Source organism: Nocardioides sp., from assembly GCF_029937575.1.
GTDB lineage: Bacteria > Actinomycetota > Actinomycetes > Propionibacteriales > Nocardioidaceae > Nocardioides.
In genome coordinates, this window is sequence record NZ_JAPYPS010000016.1 from 39,835 (window position 1) to 56,567 (window position 16,733).

The following is a 16,733-nucleotide window of genomic DNA, read 5'->3' on the forward strand; positions in this document are numbered from 1 at the left end:
GGCTTTTCCAGCGCTCGCAAGCTCACGCTGGAAACGCGAGCGTCTTGGTCTCGAGGTACTCCTCGAAGCCGGCGACGCCCATCTCGCGTCCGATGCCGGAGTGCTTGTAGCCGCCGAAGGGCGCGTCCGGGCTGAACCACACGCCACCGTTGACGGCCAGCGTGCCGGTGCGGATGCGAGCGGCGACCGCGGTGGCGCGCTCGAGGGAGCCCGAGTCCACGGAGCCGGAGAGCCCGTAGGCCGAGTCGTTGGCGATGCGGACGGCGTCGTCGTCGCCGTCGTGCGCGATCACGACGAGCACCGGACCGAAGATCTCCTCCTGGGCGAGCCGCGAGGAGTTGTCGAGGCCGGCGATCACCGTGGGCTGGATCCAGTAGCCGTCCTGCTCGATGACCGCGCCGCCCGTGGCGAAGGTGCCGCCCTCCTCGACCGCCAGTCGCAGGTAGGCCTCCACCCGATCGCGCTGGACCGCAGAGATCACCGGGCCGCAGATGGCGCCGGGGTCGGACGGGTCCTTGGCCCCGATCGACTCCATCGTGGCGGCCGCGACCTGCACCGCCTCGTCGTACTTCTCGCGCGGGACGACGAGACGCGTGGTGATCGCGCAGCCCTGTCCCGCGTGGATGCACGCGGCGAACGCCGTGGCACCGGCCACCGCTCCCACGTCGGCGTCGTCGAGCGCGATCGCGGCCGACTTGCCGCCGAGCTCGAGGAAGACCCGCTTCAACGACGGTGCCGCGGCGGCCATGATCGCCTTGCCCACGCCGGTCGACCCGGTGAAGGAGACCATGTCGACGCGCTCGTCGGTCGAGAGCACCGAGGCGACCTCGTTGGAGCGCGGCGTGACGACGTTGAGCACGCCGGCCGGGATGTCGGTGTGCTCGGCGGCGAGCCGACCGAGCTCGCAGGCCACCCACGGTGTGTCCGGTGCCGGCTTGAGGACGACTGTGCACCCGGCCGCCAGGGCCGGGCCGATCTTGGCGAGGTTGATCTGGGTGGGGACGTTCCACGGCGTGATCGCAGCGACCACACCGATCGGCTCGCGCCGGACCGTGCGTCGCGAGGCGATGCCCATCGGGGAGGCGACACCGAGGTCGCTCTCGAAGGCGTAGGTCTCGGCGAGGTCGGTGACCCACTTCAGTCCGTCGACCGGCACGTCGAAGCCGGCAGCGCCCATCATGAAGTCGGGCATGCCGACCTCGGCGCGGGTGAGCGCCCGGAAGTCGTCGGCGTTGTCGAGCAGCGCCTGGTGGAGCTGGCGCAGGCAGCGCACGCGCAGCTCGACGTCGGTGGACCAGTCGGACTCGTCGAAGGCCCGACGGGCGGCAGCGATCGCTCCCTCCACGTCCGCGGCCGTCCCGTCGGGGGCTTGGCCGATCTCGCGGCCCGTGGCGGGATTGAGGATCGGGTACGTCGTGCCGTCCGAGGCGCCGACGAGCTTGCCGTCGATCAGCTGCTGCGGTGGCGGCGTCGACAGGACGGGCGTGTCGCTCACTGGACGGGCTCCCCTGCTGAGGTCTGGGTGACGTAGTCGCCGCGCTCGACGGGCGGTGGCCACACGGGAGAGGGGATCTCGTCGTAGTGGTAGTGCCCGGGGACATCGTGACCGGCGACCTCCATCCGCTTGAGCAGGGTCTCGGGGGCCTTGCCGGCCTTGATGATCTCGACGAAGGTGTGCGCGGTCGACGGCATGTCGAACCAGTCGCGCTGCCAGGCGAACTTCAGCAGCCCGTCGTCGGCCCCGCCGACCTGGCGCTCGACGCCGAACCACGAGCCGCCGATCCCGAGGATCTCGTACTCCCGGCCGGTCTCGTCGTTGACGATCCCGGACTTCTGCTTCCAGAAGCCGAGCACCATGCCCTTCGCCTCGTCGATCATCGAGCACTGGTAGTCGTAGTGCCAGCCGTCGAGACCGTCCATCTCGATACCGATGGCCCAGTCCCGGATCTGGTCGCGCCCGACCGCCATGAAGTGCTCGTCGGGGCTGTACATCCAGCCGTACGACGCGTCCTCGGCGTACCACTGCGCCATCGCCCGCCAGTCGCCCGAGGCCTCTGCCTCGCGGTTGACCTGGAGCCAGGTCTCCCAGAACTCCTCGATCTCTGCGCGGGTCAACGTGCTCTCGGTCATGACCGGTCCTCCTCGATCGCCAGCGCCATCGCTGGGCAGTAGGTGACGGCCGCAACGACCTGCGACCGGAGACTCTCGTCGGGGCTCTCGTCGAGGACGACGACGACGTCGGCCTCCTCGTCGAAGGCGAAGACGTCGGGCGCCTCGCCCTGGCACATCTGGTGGCCTTGGCAGATGTCGCGGTCCGCGACGACGTGCAGGCTCACTGCTGGCGCCGCACGTAGCGGGCCCGACACGGCCGCTGCAGCTGGATGACCATCTTGGAGTAGTCGTCGCGATAGGTCTCGCTGGGTTGGACGAGCTCGAACTCGAAGTCGCGCAGCAGCACCGAGAAGATCGCCTTGATCTGCATCATCGCGAAGGCATTGCCCACGCAGCGGTGCTTCCCGGCGCCGAACGGGATCCAGGTCCAGCGGTTCTGCAGGTCCTCCTGGCGTCCGTCGCGATACCGCGTCGGATCGAAGGACTGCGGCTCCGGGAAGTCCTCGGCGAGCCGGTTGGAGACCCGCGGCGACGACGCCACGATCGTGCCCGGGGGGATCAGGTGACCGGCGAGCTCGATCTCCTCGACGACCTGGCGCATCAGGATGATCAGCGGCGGGTGCAGGCGCAGGGTCTCCTTGATCACCGACTCGAGCTGGGGGATCGAGCGCAGCGCCTGGAAGGAGATCTCCACGCGACCGTCGGGGCCGTCGGCGTACAGGTCGTCGAGCTCGGTGACCACCTCGGCCATCACGTCGGGGTGCCGCATCAGCTCGATCAGGCTCCACGCCGAGGTGCCGGACGAGGTGTGGTGGCCGGCGAAGAGCATCGAGATGAAGACGCCGGTGATGTAGTCGGCACTCATGTCCAGCGAGATCAGCACGTCGAGCAGGTCGCGCTGGTCCTTGGGCACGGTGCCCCGCACCCGACGGCGGTCGATGATGTCCTGCACCAGCGCGACCAGCGTCTCGCGCGAGCGGTCGCGGATCTCGAAGGACTCGACGCCCTCCATGTAGGGGTCGACGTAGGCGAGCGCGTCGGTGCCGCGCTCGAGCCCGTGGTAGGCCGCCGCGAAGCGGGCGTCGATCTCCTCGCGGAACGGCAGCCCGACCAGGCACGCGGCGGTGTTGTAGATCGTGAGCTCGGCGAAGAAGTCGAGCAGGTCGACCTCACCCTCGTCGCCCCAGTCGGCGACCATCCGGTTGATCTCGTTCTCGATGGTGGTGGCGTGCCCGCGCATCTGGTCGCCGCGCAGCGCCTGGTTCTTCAGGGCCTGCTGGCGCTCCTCCGGCGAGGCGTCGAAGACCACGCCGTGGCCGAAGATCGGCGTCATGAACGGGTAGGCCGCGGCCTGGTCGAGGGTCGACTCGGGCGCCTTGAAGAACTGCTCGTTGGCCTCCGCACCCGTCACCATGATCACCTCCTTGTCGGCGATCCGGAACCGGCCGATGGCGCCGCACTCGGCGTACACGCGCTCGAGCAGGGCGACCGGGTCGGTGCGGAGCTCGGCGAGGTGCCCGTGGCCGTCCTCGTCGGGGACGGCGACGGAGACCTCGGGGATGTCGGCGACTCCGAGCGTGCGGTCGGTGACGGTCATGCGGGGTCCTCCACGGGTGCTTCGGGTGAGACTTCGATGAGGTTGAGGTGGACGCCGCGCGGGGCGGCGACGACCATCGCGATCGCGTCGGCGATCGCTTGCGGCTTCATGAAGTGCGGGTGGCGGGCGAGGCCGAACCTCACCCAGGCGTTGAGCACCGTGGCCGCCTCGTCGGCGTCCCAGTCGGCGCCCATCTCGCTCCACGTCGGGCCGGGCCGCACGATCGAGGCCCGGACGCCGGAGCCCTCGAGCTCCATCTGCAGCGCGTGGGCCATCCCCTCCAGCCCCCACTTGCCGGCGGCGTACGACGACATGAACGGGCGGGCGCGTACCGCGACGTCGGAGGAGACGAAGACGACGTCCCCGCGACGACGCTCGATCATCGCCGGCACGAAGGCACGCACGAGGCGGTGCGCGCCGGTGATGTTGAGGTCCAGTTCGCGGGAGAACCGCTCGGAGTCGACCTCGGCGATCAGCCCTGGCGCGACCGCGCCGGCGTTGGAGACGACGGTCTCGATGTCGCCCAGCGCCTCGGTGACCTCGACGGTGAACTGCTTGACCGAGTCGTCGTCGGTGATGTCGAGTGCGGCGACCGCGACCTCTCCCCCGGTCTCGCGGATCTGCGCGGCGACCTCCTCGAGCTTGTCGACGCGGCGAGCACCCAGCGCGACCGGGTAGCCGGCCGCAGCGAAGGTCAACGCCGTCGCGGCGCCGATCCCGGACGAGGCGCCGGTGATGACGGCCGGGCGTCGCTCAGGACGCTCGTACGTGGCTCTGCCCATGCCTCAGCGCACCTCGATCGAGGGGACCGGGACCGAGGAGAATCCGCGCACGCTGACCGAGTGCACGCGCAGGCACTCGTCGTGGGCGACCTGGATCCGCTTCACCCGGGTGACCAGCTCGCGCAGCGCGATCCGCGCCTCGAGCCGCGCCAGGTTGGCACCGAGGCAGAAGTGCCGCCCCCCGCCGAAGCTGACCGACTGCGACAGCTCCTCCTTCGGCCTGTGGAGGTCGAACTCGTCGGCCCTGGTGAAGACGCGCTCGTCGCGGTTGGCCGAGCCGATGCACAGCGCGAGCTTGGCGCCGGCCGGCGCGACGACACCCTCGACCTCGACGTCGGCCAGGAGGTGTCGGGCCAGCACCTGGCTGGAGGTGTCGAAGCGCAGGGTCTCCTCGATCCACGGGTCGACCAGGTCGAGACCCGACGCCAGCTCTGGTGCGGCGAAGACGTCGTCGTACTGGCTCGGGTGGCGGGTCAGGTGGAACAACGCGTGACCGAGCAGCTTGGTGGTCGTCTCGTTGCCGGCCACGACCATCAGGAAGAGGAACGCGATGATCTCGTCGTCCTCGAGCTTGTCGCCGTCGATCTCGGCGGCCAGCAGCGCCGAGGTGAGGTCGTCGGTCGGCTGCTTCTTGCGCGCGGCGACCATCTCGGCGTAGTAGACGACGAGGTCCAGCGACGCGGTCACGCCCGCCTCGGGTACGTCGTGCACGCCGTCCTCGCGGTGCACCACGACGTCGGCCAGGCGCCGCACCTCGTCCCGGTCGGCCTGCGGCACCCCCATCATCTCGGAGATGACGTCCATCGGGAGCAAGCCTGCGAAGTCCTTGATCCAGTCGAACCCCTGCCCACTCTCGGCGAGCTCGACGCAACGGGTGAGGTAGCGGTCGGTGAGGCGCTCGATCTGCGGCGCGAGCTCGGTGACCCGGCGCGGCGTGAAGCCCTTGGACACCAGCGAGCGCAGCCGCTTCTGCCGGTCACCGTCCATCCCGAGGAACGACATCACCTTGTGGGCGTGCGGTCCCCAGGCACTGGGCTCGAGGGAGACCCCCATCGCGTTGGAGTAGACGCCCTCGGTGCGGAACGCCTGCTGCACGTCGGCGTGGCGAGTGAGGACCCAGAAGTCGTGGGTCGTGTTGTGGTGCAGGGGCTCCTCGGCGCGGCAGCGGGCGTAGACCGGGTAGGGGTCCTCCTGGAAGCCGTAGTCGAACGGGTCGAAGACGATCGGGCCAGATCCGGTCGGGCCAGATCCGGTCGGGCCGGGTCCGGTCGGGTCGCCGGCGTCGCGGCGGGTGTCGGTGGTCGTCATCAGACGTTGCCTCGCAGGATCGTGGCGACGACGGTGTCGAGCCGGTCGCCCATCTCGGTGTAGGTCAGCAGGCCCATGCCCGCCTGCAGCAGGGCGCCGGAGAAGGCCAGGGTCAGTGCCTCGACGAGCTCCTCGTCCCCATCCCCGTTCCCATCCCCGGCCTCGTCTCCGGTCTCGTCTCCGGCGAGGGCGTCGCTGAAGCGCCGCACGAACTCGGCGCCGATCCGCAGCCGCAGGCGCTCCACGTCGGGGTCCGAGCTGAGCAGCGCCGGCGTGACCGCGGCCGCCAGTTCGGGGGCGGCGGCCAGCCGCTGCGCCATCTGGCGGGTGACGCTGCGGACCCGGTCGACGGCGTCGGCGCCACTCGCCTCGTGCTCGGCGTCCTCGGCGAGGTAGCCGAGGAAGAGCTCGGCGAAGAGGTGGTTCTTCGAGGCCAGGTAGGTGTACGCGGTGGCGGGCGAGACCCCGGCGCGCGCGGCGACCGTGCGCACCGTGAGGGCCTCGTGGCCGACGGAGCGCAGCTCCTCGTCGCCGGCGACGAGGAGCTTGGTCAGCGTCTCCGCCTGCCGGGACCGCAGGCCTTGCCGGGGACTTCTGAACACTTGACTGGACACGTGTCCAGACTAGAACGAGTTCTCGGGCGCGCGCAAGGTCTCGCGTCGGGAGAGCCCGCTGAGTCACCGCCGAGCCCGTAGCGCGAGCACCCGCGCCAGGAATCGCGTGACCGGCAGCTCTCGCACCTGGCTCACGGACGCCTCACAGGAAGGGGACATCCCCGAGGCCCACAGTCGGGGCACCGACGTACCCGACCTGACCAGGAGCCACCGATGTCGACATCCAGCATCCCGACCCCTACCGCCGGACCGTCGCGCCCGCCGCGACGCCGTCACCTCCGCCGCGTGGCTGCTGCCGTCGGCGCAGCAGCGCTGACCGCGCCGTTCGTGCTCGGTGTCGGCGCGCTCGGGGCGTCCGCGGTCGGCCCCGCGTCCGCCGGCGCGTCGCTGACGGCCACCCCCGGCATCGTGCAGGCCGCCGACCGGGGCGGCTACGGACCCTTCGGCGGCTACGCGTACGGCGGGGCCTCCGGCTACGCGTACGGGTACGGCGGCGGACAGGGCGACTCAGGCCTCTCCGGCCTGCCCGGAGGGACCACCAGCACCTCCCTGGACACCAGCGACGCGACGGAGGAGCAGTCGGTCGGCCTCGCCCTGATCACCAGCACGCTCGACTACGGGGCAGGCGAGGCAGCCGGCACCGGCATGGTGATCGACGCCGACGGTCTCGTGGTCACCAACCACCACGTCGTCGCGGACGCGACCTCGCTCGAGGTCACCATCGCCGAGACCGGCGAGACCTTCGAGGCGACGTACGTCGGCGGAGACGCCACCCGCGACGTGGCGGTCCTCCGACTGACCGGCGCCACCGAGCTCACCCCGGTGGACCTCGACCCGACCGGCGTCGCAGAGGGTGACGTCGTCACCTCGATCGGGGATGCCGGCGGCGACGGCGGTTCGCTGACCGCGGCCAGCGGCACCGTGACCGACGCCCGGACCGGGATCGAGGTGAGCAACGACGACGGGTCGACGTCGCGGTTGCGCGCGTTGATCGAGGTCGATGCCGACATCGTCCCCGGCGACTCCGGCGGCGCTCTGCTCGACGCGGATGGTGAGGTCGCCGGGATGAATGTCGCGGCGTCGGGCGGCGGCACCGACATCACGGGCTACGCCATCCCGATCACCCGGGTCCTGAGGATCACCGAGGCGATCATCGACGGGGACACCAGCAACGGAGTCGTCCTCGGCTACGAGGCGTTCCTCGGCGTAGAGCTGTCCGGAGCTGGCACGTCACCCGTGCTGGCCGGGGTGCTCGACGGCACCGCCGCGGCCACGGCAGGACTCGCTGCCGGCGACACGGTCACCGCCGTGGGCGACATCACCGTGACCACCGCCGACGAGCTCTCGTCCGCGATCGCCACGCACGCGGCCGGCGAGACGGTCAGCATCGCCTGGACCGACTCCGACGGCGCCGACCACGAGGCCGAAGCGACCCTCGGGGCCGCCCCCATCGCCTGACGGGGGACAGGCCGGACCCCCGGTCTCCCCTGACACCGCCCCGGCGCACAGGCACCCCACAGATCCGCCACACGGCCCGGCCAGTCGGGTCGGGCTGACTAGGGCGTGTCACCCCACGTTCACCCCGCGTCCGTCCCCACGTCACCGGCCGCACCGGCCGGGCGGACGCATCAGACCAAGGAGCATGTTCATGCAGCAGTACTGGATGCTCGGCGCCGACCTCGTCGCGATCGCCGTGCTCGTCGGAGCCCTCTTCCTGCCCCGGCACGATCGTCGCGAGCTCGTCGTCGCCTACCTGGGCGTCAACATCGGCGTGCTGGCCGTGACCGCGACGCTGGCGACCAGCACCGTCGGCGCGGGCCTCGGCCTCGGCCTGTTCGGCGTCCTGTCGATCATCCGGCTTCGCTCCCAGGAGCTCGAGCACCACGAGATCGCCTACTACTTCGCCGCCCTGGCGATCGGCCTGCTCTGCGGTCTGGCCACCACCCCGACGTGGCTGCACGGCGTGCTGCTGGTCGGCGTCCTGGCCGCGATCTGGGTCGGGGACCACCCGCGGATCGCCGAGACCGCGCAGCGCCAGGAGCTGGTGCTCGACCGCGCCTTCACCTGCGGGCCGGCCCTGACCGCCCACCTCGAGCACACGCTGGACGCCCACGTGCTCTCGGCCACCGTGCGTCGGACCGACCTGGTCAACGACACCACCCTCGTCCAGGTGCGCTACCGAGCGACCACCGCCCCGCCTGCCGCCGACCCCACCCAGCCGGCCGTGCTGCGCACGAGTGGTGTGGCATGAGCGTGGCCACCCTCGACCCCGAGCCCGCCCACGCGGTCGCCGAGACGCTGCGCCGACTCACTCCCGTCGGACTGGACGAGCTGGTCGACCGCGCAGCCCTTCTCACCCGCGTCGACCGCAAGTACGTCGTGGCGGTGCAGGACCTGCCCGCCCTGCTCGAGTACCTCCCGGACGACACCCACGTGCTCGAGATCGGCGATGCCCGCGCCTTCGGCTACCGCTCGACCTACCTCGACACCCCGGACCGGGCCAGCTACCTGCTCGCCGGTCGGCGCCACCGCCGCCGCTTCAAGGTGCGCACCCGCGCCTATCTCGACACCGACACCTGTTGGTTGGAGGTCAAGACGCGGTCGGCACGCGATGCCACCGTGAAGCAGCGGATCACCCACCACGACGCCGGTGACGGACCGCTCACCACCGAGGGTCTCGCGTTCGTCGACGCGTGCCTCGAGGAGGCCCGGGTGGAGGCCGCCTGCGCCGCTGATCTCGCACCGGTCCTCGTGACGGCCTACCGTCGCGCCACCCTGCTCCTGCCGAGCTCCGGCAGCCGCGTCACCATCGACACCGATCTCGGCTGGACCTCGCTCACCTCCACGCCACGCGACCTCGATCGACCCGCACTGGCGATCGTCGAGACCAAGACCGGCTCGACACCCTCTGCGGTCGACCGGCTGCTGTGGTCGCGCGGGCACCGGCCCGTCCAGGTCTCCAAGTACGGCGTGGGCATGGCCGCTCTCGATCCCGTCCTCCCGCGCCTGAAGTGGCACCGGGTCCTCGACCGCCGGCTGCACGTGCCCCGCCGGCACGCATCCCACCCACACGCACCCGCATCCGCATCCGCCAGCTCACCGACGCCTCCGAGAAGGAGCCCACGATGAATCTCCGCCACACCCTCCGCACGAGCCTCGCCGCAGGTGCCGCGGTCGCCCTCCTGGTCGGCTGCGGCAGCACTGCCCCGGCCGGCACCTCCGCGGCCTCCACCGGCACCTCCGGCAGCACCACGTCGCTGGTCGCGGGCACCGCCGGCATCACCGCCACCGAGGCCCTGGCTGCCAACGAGGAGGCGCACACCGCAGACGACCCCGGCGCATACGGCGATGGCGACACCGACACCGGCACGGGGACGACCATCACGCTGGACGACGCGGAGTCGGCCGTCGACGGTGACGGCGCCTCGGTCGAGGGGGACGTCGTGACCATCTCGACGGCGGGCACCTACGTCATCTCCGGCACCCTGACCGACGGCCAGCTGGTCGTCGACAGCACCGACGACGGCACGGTCGAGCTCGTGCTCGACGGCGTCGACATCACCTCGACTGACGACTCGCCGCTGCTCGTCACCGAGGCCGACGAGGCCGTGGTGGTGCTCGCCGACGGCTCGGTCAACCGCCTGGCCGACGGCGCGGCCTCCACCGCCGACGACGACGAGGAGGACGCCGCGAACGCCACCCTCTTCTCCACCGCCGATCTGACCATCGCCGGCACCGGCGCGCTGGAGGTCGAGGGCAACGCCGACGGGATCACCAGCAAGGACGGCCTCGTCGTGCTCGGGGGCGAGATCACCATCAGCGCCGCCGACGATGGTCTCCGCGGCAAGGACTACCTGGTGGTCGAAGGGGGCACCCTCACCGTCGAGGCCGGAGGCGACGGGCTGAAGTCGGACAACGACAGCGACGAGGCCGACGGCTTCGTGGCCGTCACCGGAGGCTCGGTCACGGTCGAGGCCGCCGACGACGGGCTCGCCGCCACCACGGACGCCATCGTGGGGGGCGGCAGCCTGTCCATCACCGCCGGGGACGGCTCCGCCTCCGGCACCTCCTCTGCCACCACGGACGACACGACCAGCAAGGGCATCCAGGCCGGGGCCAGCATCGTCGTCTCCGGGGGCGAGGTCACCGTGGATGCCTCCGACGACGCGATCAACTCCGACAGCGTGGTCTCGGTCGACGGCGGCACCCTCGTCCTCGCCTCCGGTGACGACGCCATGCACGCGGACGGCGACCTGACCGTGGCCGGTGGCAGCATCACGGTCACGACCTCCTACGAGGCTCTCGAGGCGGGCACCATGACCATCTCCGACGGCATCCTCGACGTGACCTCGAGCGATGACGGCATCAACGTGGTCAACGACGCCGGCGACGCCTCGCTCCTCATCGAGGGAGGCAGTGTGCTCGTGCACGCCGGCGGCGACGGGATCGACGTGGGGGGAGACGGCAGCATCACCGGCGGCGACGTCGTCGTCGAGGGCCCCACCCAGCCGGGCAACGGCGCGCTCGACCTCGACGGCGCCCTGCTGACCGAGGGCGGCACCCTCGTGGCTGTCGGCACGTCCGGCATGGCGTCGGCCCCGTCGACGGAGTCGTCACAGGCCTGGGTGTCGGCCACGCTCACCAGCACCGTCCCGACCGGGTCGGTCATCACCGTCACCGACAGCGACGGCACCCTGGTGACCGAGTACGAGGTGGGCGAGGAGATCTCGTCGTTCGTCTACTCGGGCCCGGAGATCGAGGACGGCGACTCGTACTACCTCCTGGTCGATGGCGTCGAGACGGCCACCGTCACCGCCGGCGAGGGCCCCACGGGCGGCATGGGGGGCATGGGCGGGGGCCCCGGTGGCGGGGGCCCCGGTGGCGGGGGCCCCGGTGGCGGGGGCCCCGGTGGCGGGGGCACCCCTCCCGACGGGTTCCCGGACGTCGCGTCCTGAGGGGCTCAGCGCCGGAGGTAGGCCAGCTCGTCGAGCTCCGGGGCGGGCGTGGCGTAGATCTCGAGCCAGTCCAGCGCCCCGATCGGGCCCTCCAGCCCGACGTACGGCAGACCCACGGCACGTTCGACCCGGCCCAGCAGCACGGCATCGGGACAGGCCACGGCGAGGTCGTCCTCGAAGCCGACGAAGCACAGCGACACCGTCCCGTCGGGCACGCCGGGCACCACGAAGTCGACCCGACGCGACACCGGACCGTCGTCCTCGACGGCCGTCAGACCGGCCACCGACAGTCCCGGGACGGCCCCGTCGGCCGGCAGGTAGCCGAGCCACGAGTCGTCGTCCGCGACGGTGCGATAGCTGTCGGAGACGCCGGCGTTCCCGGAGTTGCCGGCAACGCCGTCGTACACCGCCAGCGCGACGAGCAGGCCCACGACCACCAGCAGCACCGGCCCCACCCGGCGCGCCAGCGCCCGCGCCCGCTCACCGCCGAAGGGCGGGCGTGCGGGTCGCGGGCTGCGGTGGTTCACGTCAAGGCCAGACTCGGACCGTACGACGTGCCACGCGGCTGGCGCGACCAGAGGACGCCGTCGCCGGGCGTGATGCCCTCGGCGATGAGGGTGCGCTTGAGCACCTTGTTGGTCGCGGTGCTGGGCAGGGACGGCGCCAGCCGGACGAAGCGCGGCCACGCCTTGGGCGACAGGTCGGGCTGGGCGGCGAGGAACTCCTCGAGCTCGTCGGGCTCGAGGGTGGAGTCGTCGTTGAGCACGATGGCGGCCATCACCTGGTCACCCACGTCGTCGGGCACGGCGTACACCGCCACCTGGTTGATCGCGTCCAGGCGGGTCAGGATCCGCTCGATCGGCGCGGCGGCGAGGTTCTCCCCGTCGACGCGCATCCAGTCGGCGGTGCGCCCGGCCAGGTAGATCCAGTCGTCGGCGTCCTTGTAGGCCAGGTCGCCAGACCAGTACATCCCGTGACGCATCCGGTCCTCGTTGGCCTTCGGGTCGTTGTAGTACCCCTGGAAGTAGCCGCCGCCCGTGGTGTTGACCAGCTCGCCGACGGCCTGGTCGGCGTTGGTCAGGGCACCGTGCTCGTCGAACTGCGCGACCGCGCACTCGGTGACGCTCGCGCTGTCGTAGATCGCGACGCCGTCCATCCCCTTGCCGATCGAGCCCGGCGGGCACCCGTCCTCGCGCAGGATGATGATCGCCAGCTCGGTCGAGCCGAAGCCGTCCACCACCGAGCAACCGAAGCGACGGGCGAACTCGTCGATGTTGCGGTCGCCGGCCTCGTTGCCGAACGCGGTGCGCAGGGGGTTGTCGGCGTCGTCGGGCTGCTCGGGCGTCGCGAGCACGTAGGCCAACGGCTTGCCGACGTAGTTCATGTAGGTCACGCCATGGGTTCGTACGTCGTCGAGGAACCGGCTCGCGGAGAACTTCGTCGGCACCATGGCCGCCCCGGACCCGACCGCGACCGCCCAGCCGGCCACCACCGCGTTGGAGTGGAACAGCGGCATCGACAGGTAGCAGACGTCGTCGCTGGTCATCGAGAACCGGTCGACCAGGTTGAGGCCGGAGAAGAGCACCATCAGGTGGGCGACCTGCACGGCCTTGGGGTCACCGCTGGTGCCGGAGGTGAAGATCATCATGAAGGTGTCCATCGCCTCGACCTCGCGGTGCGGCGTCAGCGGTCCGGCCCCGGCGATGAGCTCGGCCCACTCCCCGGTGGACGTGTCGAGCACCCGTACGTCGCCGAGGTCGAGGCCCTCGAGCAGCGGGTGATGCTCGTTGTCGGTGACCAGCACCTGGCACTCCGAGCGACGGATGTCGGCGACCAGCCCGTCCCCACGCCGGGTGGTGTTGATGCCACACAGGGTGAACCCACCGAGCCCGGCCGCCGCCATCATCCGCAGCATGTCCGGGCTGTTGCCGAGCAGCGTGCCCACGTGCACCGGCCGCTGGGCGTCCGCGATCCCGATCAGGGCGGCTGCGACCTGCGAGCTCTCCGAGATGTGCTCACGCCAGGTCTGCGACCGGCCGTCGTGGAGGATCGCGGTGCTGTCGTCCTCGGCGCGCTCGCGCAGCAGCTGCTGGACCGTCCCTGCCGTCGAGGCCATCAGGCCACGCTCCCGGCGGTGGTGCCGACGCCGGCGGTGAGGCCGATCCGGTCGGCCAGCCGGTCGAGGGAGGCCATCACCTCGTCATCGGACTTGTCCGGTACCCCCCAGATCAGGTCGGTGGCACCTGCCTCCGCCCAGCCGGCGAGGTCCTCGGGCGACGGCTTCGAGGCGATCAGCACGTGGATCTGCGGCTCACCGTCGCGACCGGCCTCGGCCCAGGCCGTGCGCAGCGCAGCACACTTCGCGCTGATGTCCTGCTCGATCGGCGTCGTCATCCACCCGTCGGCGTGAGCGGCGATCCAGGCGAACGTCTTGGGCCCGGCCCCGGCCCCGATCACCAGCGGGATGTGCGGCTGCACCGGCTTGGGGTAGGCCCACGAGGGTCCGAACGAGACGAACTCCCCGTCGTAGGAGGCCTCCTCGTCGGTCCACAGCGAGCGCATCGCCTCGACGTACTCCTTCAGGACCGTACGGCGCCTGCCTGGCGGCACGTGGTGGTCCTCGAGCTCGTCGGTGTTCCAGCCGAAGCCTGCCCCGATGGTCACCCGCCCGCCGGAGAGGTGGTCGAGGGTGGCGATCTGCTTGGCCAGCGTGATCGGGTCCGACTCCACGGGCAGCGCCACCGCCGTCGAGAGCCGGATCCGCGAGGTCACCGCGGCTGCTGTCGCCAGCGAGATCCACGGGTCGAGAGTGCGGGTGTAGCGGTCGTCGGGCAGCGACTCACCCCCCGTCGGGTGCGCGGCGTCGCGCCGCACCGGGATGTGCGTGTGCTCCGGCACGTAGATCGTGTCGAAACCACGTTGCTCCCCAGCAAGGGCGAGCGCGGCAGGGGTGATCCCCCGGTCGGACGAGAACAGGACGAGGCCGTTGCGCATGAACGGCATTAGAACGTGTTCTAGTTCACTTCGTCCAGGAAATGGCTCAGAAGGATGCCTCCGACGTGCCGCGCGGCCCTGGCGTCGCGCTCAGCCGTCGACGAGGGCCTGGATGGAGCGACCGTAGAGATCGACCAGCTGCTCGACGGAGGCCTCGACGATCAGCCGATCAGCCAGGATCGCCACGGCGTCGAGCAGCCCGGAGATGGCCGCCGCGACCAGTCGTGCCCGCAGCTCGGGGTCGGGCCCCGACAGCCGAGGCGCGAGGGGCTCGATGAACATCTCCTCCATCGCGGCGATCAGGCGGGACCGCACCAGGTCGCTGTCGGTCGCACGCAGCATCGCCCGCCACGTGCTGAAGGTGAGCTCGGGCGCCTCGGTCAGCAACGACTCCACCAGCCGCGCGCCGAGCGACTCCAGGGGACCGCTGGTCACGTGGTCGAAGCGCCCCTCGATGGCGACCGTCTCCAGGAACAGCCGCTCCTTGGAGCCGAAGTGCCGGATGACCAGCGCCGGGTCCGCACCCGCCTCGGCCGCGATCGCCCGCACCGACGTGGCGGCGTACCCCTGCCGCGCGAAGAGCCGACGCGCCGCCGTGCCGATCGCCTCCTTCGTGAGCGCACCCGACCCGCTGCGGGAGCTGGCGGCGGCCTCGGTCACGCGGCCGACCCTATGCGGTGGGCCGTGTGAGCGTTGACACACGGCGGAGGCGGTTCGTACAGTCCGCTTGTCAACAGTGTTGACTTACCCGTCTGGAGACTGCATGCCTCGCTTGCTCCCGCGACGCACCCGCCCGTCCGCGACCGTCGTCGCTGTCGCCGCGACGGTGGCCTGCCTCGCCCTGACCGCCTGCGGCTCCAACCTCGATCCCCAGCAGGTTGCCGCCGGTCGCGGCGTCGACACCGCAGGAAGCGGTACGGCGGCTCCCGGCGCCCCTGCCGATGGCACCGTCCCCGGCGCCGACGACGGCGGTGTCCCCGCGGATCCCGGCGACGGGTCGGTCCCCGACTCCACCGGTAGTGGCAACGGGACACCCCCGGCCAGCGGAGACGCCGGCTCAGGCAGCGGCGGCGCCCCCGGTGACGACGGGACATCCGGCGAAGCACCCGGGGACGGAGACTCGGGCGACGGCGACGACACCCCCGGCGACAACTCCCCCACGGGGGGCCGCGCGGCCGGCGACTGCGACGGGTTCACGAACACCACAGGGATCACCGACTCCGAGATCACCATCGCCAACGCCTCGGACATCTCCGGCCCCGTGCCCGGCCTCTTCGAGTCCGCTCGACAGGGCACCCAGGCCTTCGTCAGCTACTACAACTCGACCGAGAAGCTCTGTGGGCGCTCCCTCAAGCTGCTCCCCCTCGACAGTCGCGCCGATGCGGGCGCCGACCAGCAGGCCTACGCGACCGCGTGCGAGGAGTCCTTCGCCGCCGTGGGGTCCGTCTCGTCGTTCGACGCCGGTGGGGCCGCGACCGCGGAGCAGTGCGGCCTGCCCGACATCCGCGGCTTCACCGTCACTCCGGAGCGGCAGAAGTGCTCCACCTGTCGGGCGGCGTACGCGATCTCGAGCTCGACCATCTCCGACACCATCCCGAAGTTCTGGCTCAAGAAGGAGCCCGAGGCCAGCAAGCACGTGGGGATCTTCTACGTCAACGTCGCCGCCTCGAAGGTCAACGCCGAGGCGTTCCGCAACGCCTACGAGCGCGCCGGCATGAACGTCGACGTGCTGCAGCCCATCGACACGGCGGAGTTCAACTACGCGACGTACGCACAACAGATGAAGGACAACGACATCCAGTTCGTGCAGTACTTCGGGCCCTACCAGTTCGCCATCAAGCTGCAGCAGGCGATGAAGCAGCAGAGCTTCACCCCGAAGGTGTACTTCCAGGACCCGACCATCTACGACGCCAACTACCTCAAGCAGGCGGGCGACGTCGCCAAGGGTGTCTACGTCTTCAGCACCACCGAGCTCTTCGACAACACCGGCATCCGTGAGATGGCGCTCTACCGCAGCTGGCTGGACCAGGTCGCCCCGGGCGCCGTCCCCAACTACTACGGGCTCTACGCCTGGTCGGCCGCACGGCTCTTCGTCGAGCAGGCCACGGCCCTCGGTGGCAAGCTCAGCCGCACGTCCCTGGTGAACTCGCTCGCGAAGGTCAAGGGCTGGACCAGCAACGGGCTCCACGCCCCGATGGCCGTCGGCGCCGGCACCACGTCGCCCTGCGCCAAGATCCTCCAGTACTCCGGCAGCTCGTGGAGCTCGGTGAGCGGGCGCGACTTCACCTGCGGCAGCCTGGTCAACGCCACCTGACCGGCGCCCGCACCGTCCCACAGCCCGACTGCGCCGACTCACCCCGACGGGCGACGC

The 16,733-nt window shown here is 71.1% G+C and carries 16 protein-coding genes; 5 read left to right on the forward strand and 11 right to left on the reverse strand.

Annotated features, from left to right (window positions below; translation table 11 throughout):
• Nucleotides 1–22 precede the first annotated feature (22 nt).
• Genes Q1K33_RS08055 through Q1K33_RS08085 form a run of 7 tightly spaced genes read right to left on the reverse strand, consistent with a single transcriptional unit; the run spans nucleotide 23 to nucleotide 6,413 of the window.
• Nucleotides 23–1,495 carry an aldehyde dehydrogenase gene (locus Q1K33_RS08055; protein ID WP_300402525.1) on the reverse strand — a complete coding sequence of 491 codons (1,473 nt, stop codon included), beginning with the start codon at nucleotides 1,493–1,495 and terminating at the stop codon, nucleotides 23–25.
• Nucleotides 1,492–2,130 (reverse strand): hypothetical protein, encoded by a 639-nt coding sequence (locus Q1K33_RS08060; RefSeq protein ID WP_300402527.1) that lies wholly within the window; start codon nucleotides 2,128–2,130, stop codon nucleotides 1,492–1,494. Before Q1K33_RS08060 ends, Q1K33_RS08055 begins: the two co-directional genes overlap by 4 nt.
• Entirely contained in the window at nucleotides 2,127–2,336 is a 210-nt protein-coding gene (locus tag Q1K33_RS08065; RefSeq protein ID WP_300402529.1) for a ferredoxin, read from the reverse strand. The genes Q1K33_RS08060 and Q1K33_RS08065 overlap by 4 nt, the downstream gene beginning before the upstream one ends.
• A complete protein-coding gene (locus tag Q1K33_RS08070) occupies nucleotides 2,333–3,709 on the reverse strand; it encodes a cytochrome P450 (protein WP_300402531.1) in 1,377 nt (458 codons plus the stop codon). Before Q1K33_RS08070 ends, Q1K33_RS08065 begins: the two co-directional genes overlap by 4 nt.
• Nucleotides 3,706–4,491, reverse strand: coding sequence for an SDR family oxidoreductase (locus tag Q1K33_RS08075; RefSeq protein WP_300402533.1), 786 nt, complete (start codon nucleotides 4,489–4,491; stop codon nucleotides 3,706–3,708). The genes Q1K33_RS08070 and Q1K33_RS08075 overlap by 4 nt, the downstream gene beginning before the upstream one ends.
• Before the next feature lie 3 nt (nucleotides 4,492–4,494).
• Nucleotides 4,495–5,799 carry a cytochrome P450 gene (locus Q1K33_RS08080; RefSeq protein ID WP_300402535.1) on the reverse strand — a complete coding sequence of 435 codons (1,305 nt, stop codon included), beginning with the start codon at nucleotides 5,797–5,799 and terminating at the stop codon, nucleotides 4,495–4,497.
• Nucleotides 5,799–6,413: a TetR/AcrR family transcriptional regulator gene (locus Q1K33_RS08085; protein ID WP_300402537.1), complete on the reverse strand. Its 615-nt coding sequence runs from the start codon at nucleotides 6,411–6,413 to the stop codon at nucleotides 5,799–5,801. Before Q1K33_RS08085 ends, Q1K33_RS08080 begins: the two co-directional genes overlap by 1 nt.
• A gap of 285 nt (nucleotides 6,414–6,698) precedes the next feature.
• On the opposite strand from Q1K33_RS08085, the gene Q1K33_RS08090 reads away from it, so the two are divergent.
• From Q1K33_RS08090 to Q1K33_RS08105, 4 genes are all read left to right on the forward strand, one after another.
• Complete coding sequence (locus Q1K33_RS08090; RefSeq protein WP_300402539.1) at nucleotides 6,699–7,871, forward strand: trypsin-like peptidase domain-containing protein; 1,173 nt, start codon at nucleotides 6,699–6,701, stop codon at nucleotides 7,869–7,871.
• 190 nt (nucleotides 7,872–8,061) lie between these two features.
• Nucleotides 8,062–8,664 carry a DUF4956 domain-containing protein gene (locus tag Q1K33_RS08095; protein WP_300402541.1) on the forward strand — a complete coding sequence of 201 codons (603 nt, stop codon included), beginning with the start codon at nucleotides 8,062–8,064 and terminating at the stop codon, nucleotides 8,662–8,664.
• Nucleotides 8,661–9,542: a polyphosphate polymerase domain-containing protein gene (locus Q1K33_RS08100; protein WP_300402543.1), complete on the forward strand. Its 882-nt coding sequence runs from the start codon at nucleotides 8,661–8,663 to the stop codon at nucleotides 9,540–9,542. Before Q1K33_RS08095 ends, Q1K33_RS08100 begins: the two co-directional genes overlap by 4 nt.
• On the forward strand, nucleotides 9,539–11,368 hold the full coding sequence (locus tag Q1K33_RS08105; RefSeq protein WP_300402545.1) for a carbohydrate-binding domain-containing protein: 1,830 nt from the start codon (nucleotides 9,539–9,541) through the stop codon (nucleotides 11,366–11,368). The genes Q1K33_RS08100 and Q1K33_RS08105 overlap by 4 nt, the downstream gene beginning before the upstream one ends.
• Before the next feature lie 5 nt (nucleotides 11,369–11,373).
• Here the strand turns inward: Q1K33_RS08105 and Q1K33_RS08110 are convergent, their stop codons facing one another.
• The 4 genes from Q1K33_RS08110 to Q1K33_RS08125 form a co-directional block, all read right to left on the reverse strand.
• Nucleotides 11,374–11,895: a hypothetical protein gene (locus Q1K33_RS08110; RefSeq protein ID WP_300402547.1), complete on the reverse strand. Its 522-nt coding sequence runs from the start codon at nucleotides 11,893–11,895 to the stop codon at nucleotides 11,374–11,376.
• Entirely contained in the window at nucleotides 11,892–13,484 is a 1,593-nt protein-coding gene (gene fadD1 / locus Q1K33_RS08115; RefSeq protein ID WP_300402549.1) for a fatty-acid--CoA ligase FadD1, read from the reverse strand. Before fadD1 ends, Q1K33_RS08110 begins: the two co-directional genes overlap by 4 nt.
• The gene (locus Q1K33_RS08120; RefSeq protein ID WP_300402551.1) at nucleotides 13,484–14,362 is read right to left on the reverse strand and encodes an LLM class F420-dependent oxidoreductase; all 879 of its coding nucleotides are present in this window, start codon (nucleotides 14,360–14,362) and stop codon (nucleotides 13,484–13,486) included. The genes fadD1 and Q1K33_RS08120 overlap by 1 nt, the downstream gene beginning before the upstream one ends.
• 90 nt (nucleotides 14,363–14,452) lie before the next feature.
• Complete coding sequence (locus Q1K33_RS08125; RefSeq protein WP_300402554.1) at nucleotides 14,453–15,022, reverse strand: TetR/AcrR family transcriptional regulator; 570 nt, start codon at nucleotides 15,020–15,022, stop codon at nucleotides 14,453–14,455.
• A 103-nt stretch (nucleotides 15,023–15,125) separates the two neighbouring features.
• On the opposite strand from Q1K33_RS08125, the gene Q1K33_RS08130 reads away from it, so the two are divergent.
• On the forward strand, nucleotides 15,126–16,676 hold the full coding sequence (locus Q1K33_RS08130) for an ABC transporter substrate-binding protein (protein WP_300402556.1): 1,551 nt from the start codon (nucleotides 15,126–15,128) through the stop codon (nucleotides 16,674–16,676).
• Nucleotides 16,677–16,733: the final 57 nt, after the last annotated feature.

What these genes read in the sequence shown, in the direction of transcription:
- Q1K33_RS08060 (WP_300402527.1), bottom strand. Translation starts at nt 2,130, where the DNA reads ATGACCGAGAGCACGTTGACCCGCGCAGAGATCGAGGAGTTCTGGGAG.
- Q1K33_RS08070 (WP_300402531.1), bottom strand. Translation starts at nt 3,709, where the DNA reads ATGACCGTCACCGACCGCACGCTCGGAGTCGCCGACATCCCCGAGGTC.
- Q1K33_RS08075 (WP_300402533.1), bottom strand. Translation starts at nt 4,491, where the DNA reads ATGGGCAGAGCCACGTACGAGCGTCCTGAGCGACGCCCGGCCGTCATC.
- Q1K33_RS08080 (WP_300402535.1), bottom strand. Translation starts at nt 5,799, where the DNA reads ATGACGACCACCGACACCCGCCGCGACGCCGGCGACCCGACCGGACCC.
- Q1K33_RS08095 (WP_300402541.1), top strand. Translation starts at nt 8,062, where the DNA reads ATGCAGCAGTACTGGATGCTCGGCGCCGACCTCGTCGCGATCGCCGTG.
- Q1K33_RS08100 (WP_300402543.1), top strand. Translation starts at nt 8,661, where the DNA reads ATGAGCGTGGCCACCCTCGACCCCGAGCCCGCCCACGCGGTCGCCGAG.
- Q1K33_RS08105 (WP_300402545.1), top strand. Translation starts at nt 9,539, where the DNA reads ATGAATCTCCGCCACACCCTCCGCACGAGCCTCGCCGCAGGTGCCGCG.
- fadD1 (WP_300402549.1), bottom strand. Translation starts at nt 13,484, where the DNA reads ATGGCCTCGACGGCAGGGACGGTCCAGCAGCTGCTGCGCGAGCGCGCC.
- Q1K33_RS08120 (WP_300402551.1), bottom strand. Translation starts at nt 14,362, where the DNA reads ATGCGCAACGGCCTCGTCCTGTTCTCGTCCGACCGGGGGATCACCCCT.
- Q1K33_RS08130 (WP_300402556.1), top strand. Translation starts at nt 15,126, where the DNA reads ATGCCTCGCTTGCTCCCGCGACGCACCCGCCCGTCCGCGACCGTCGTC.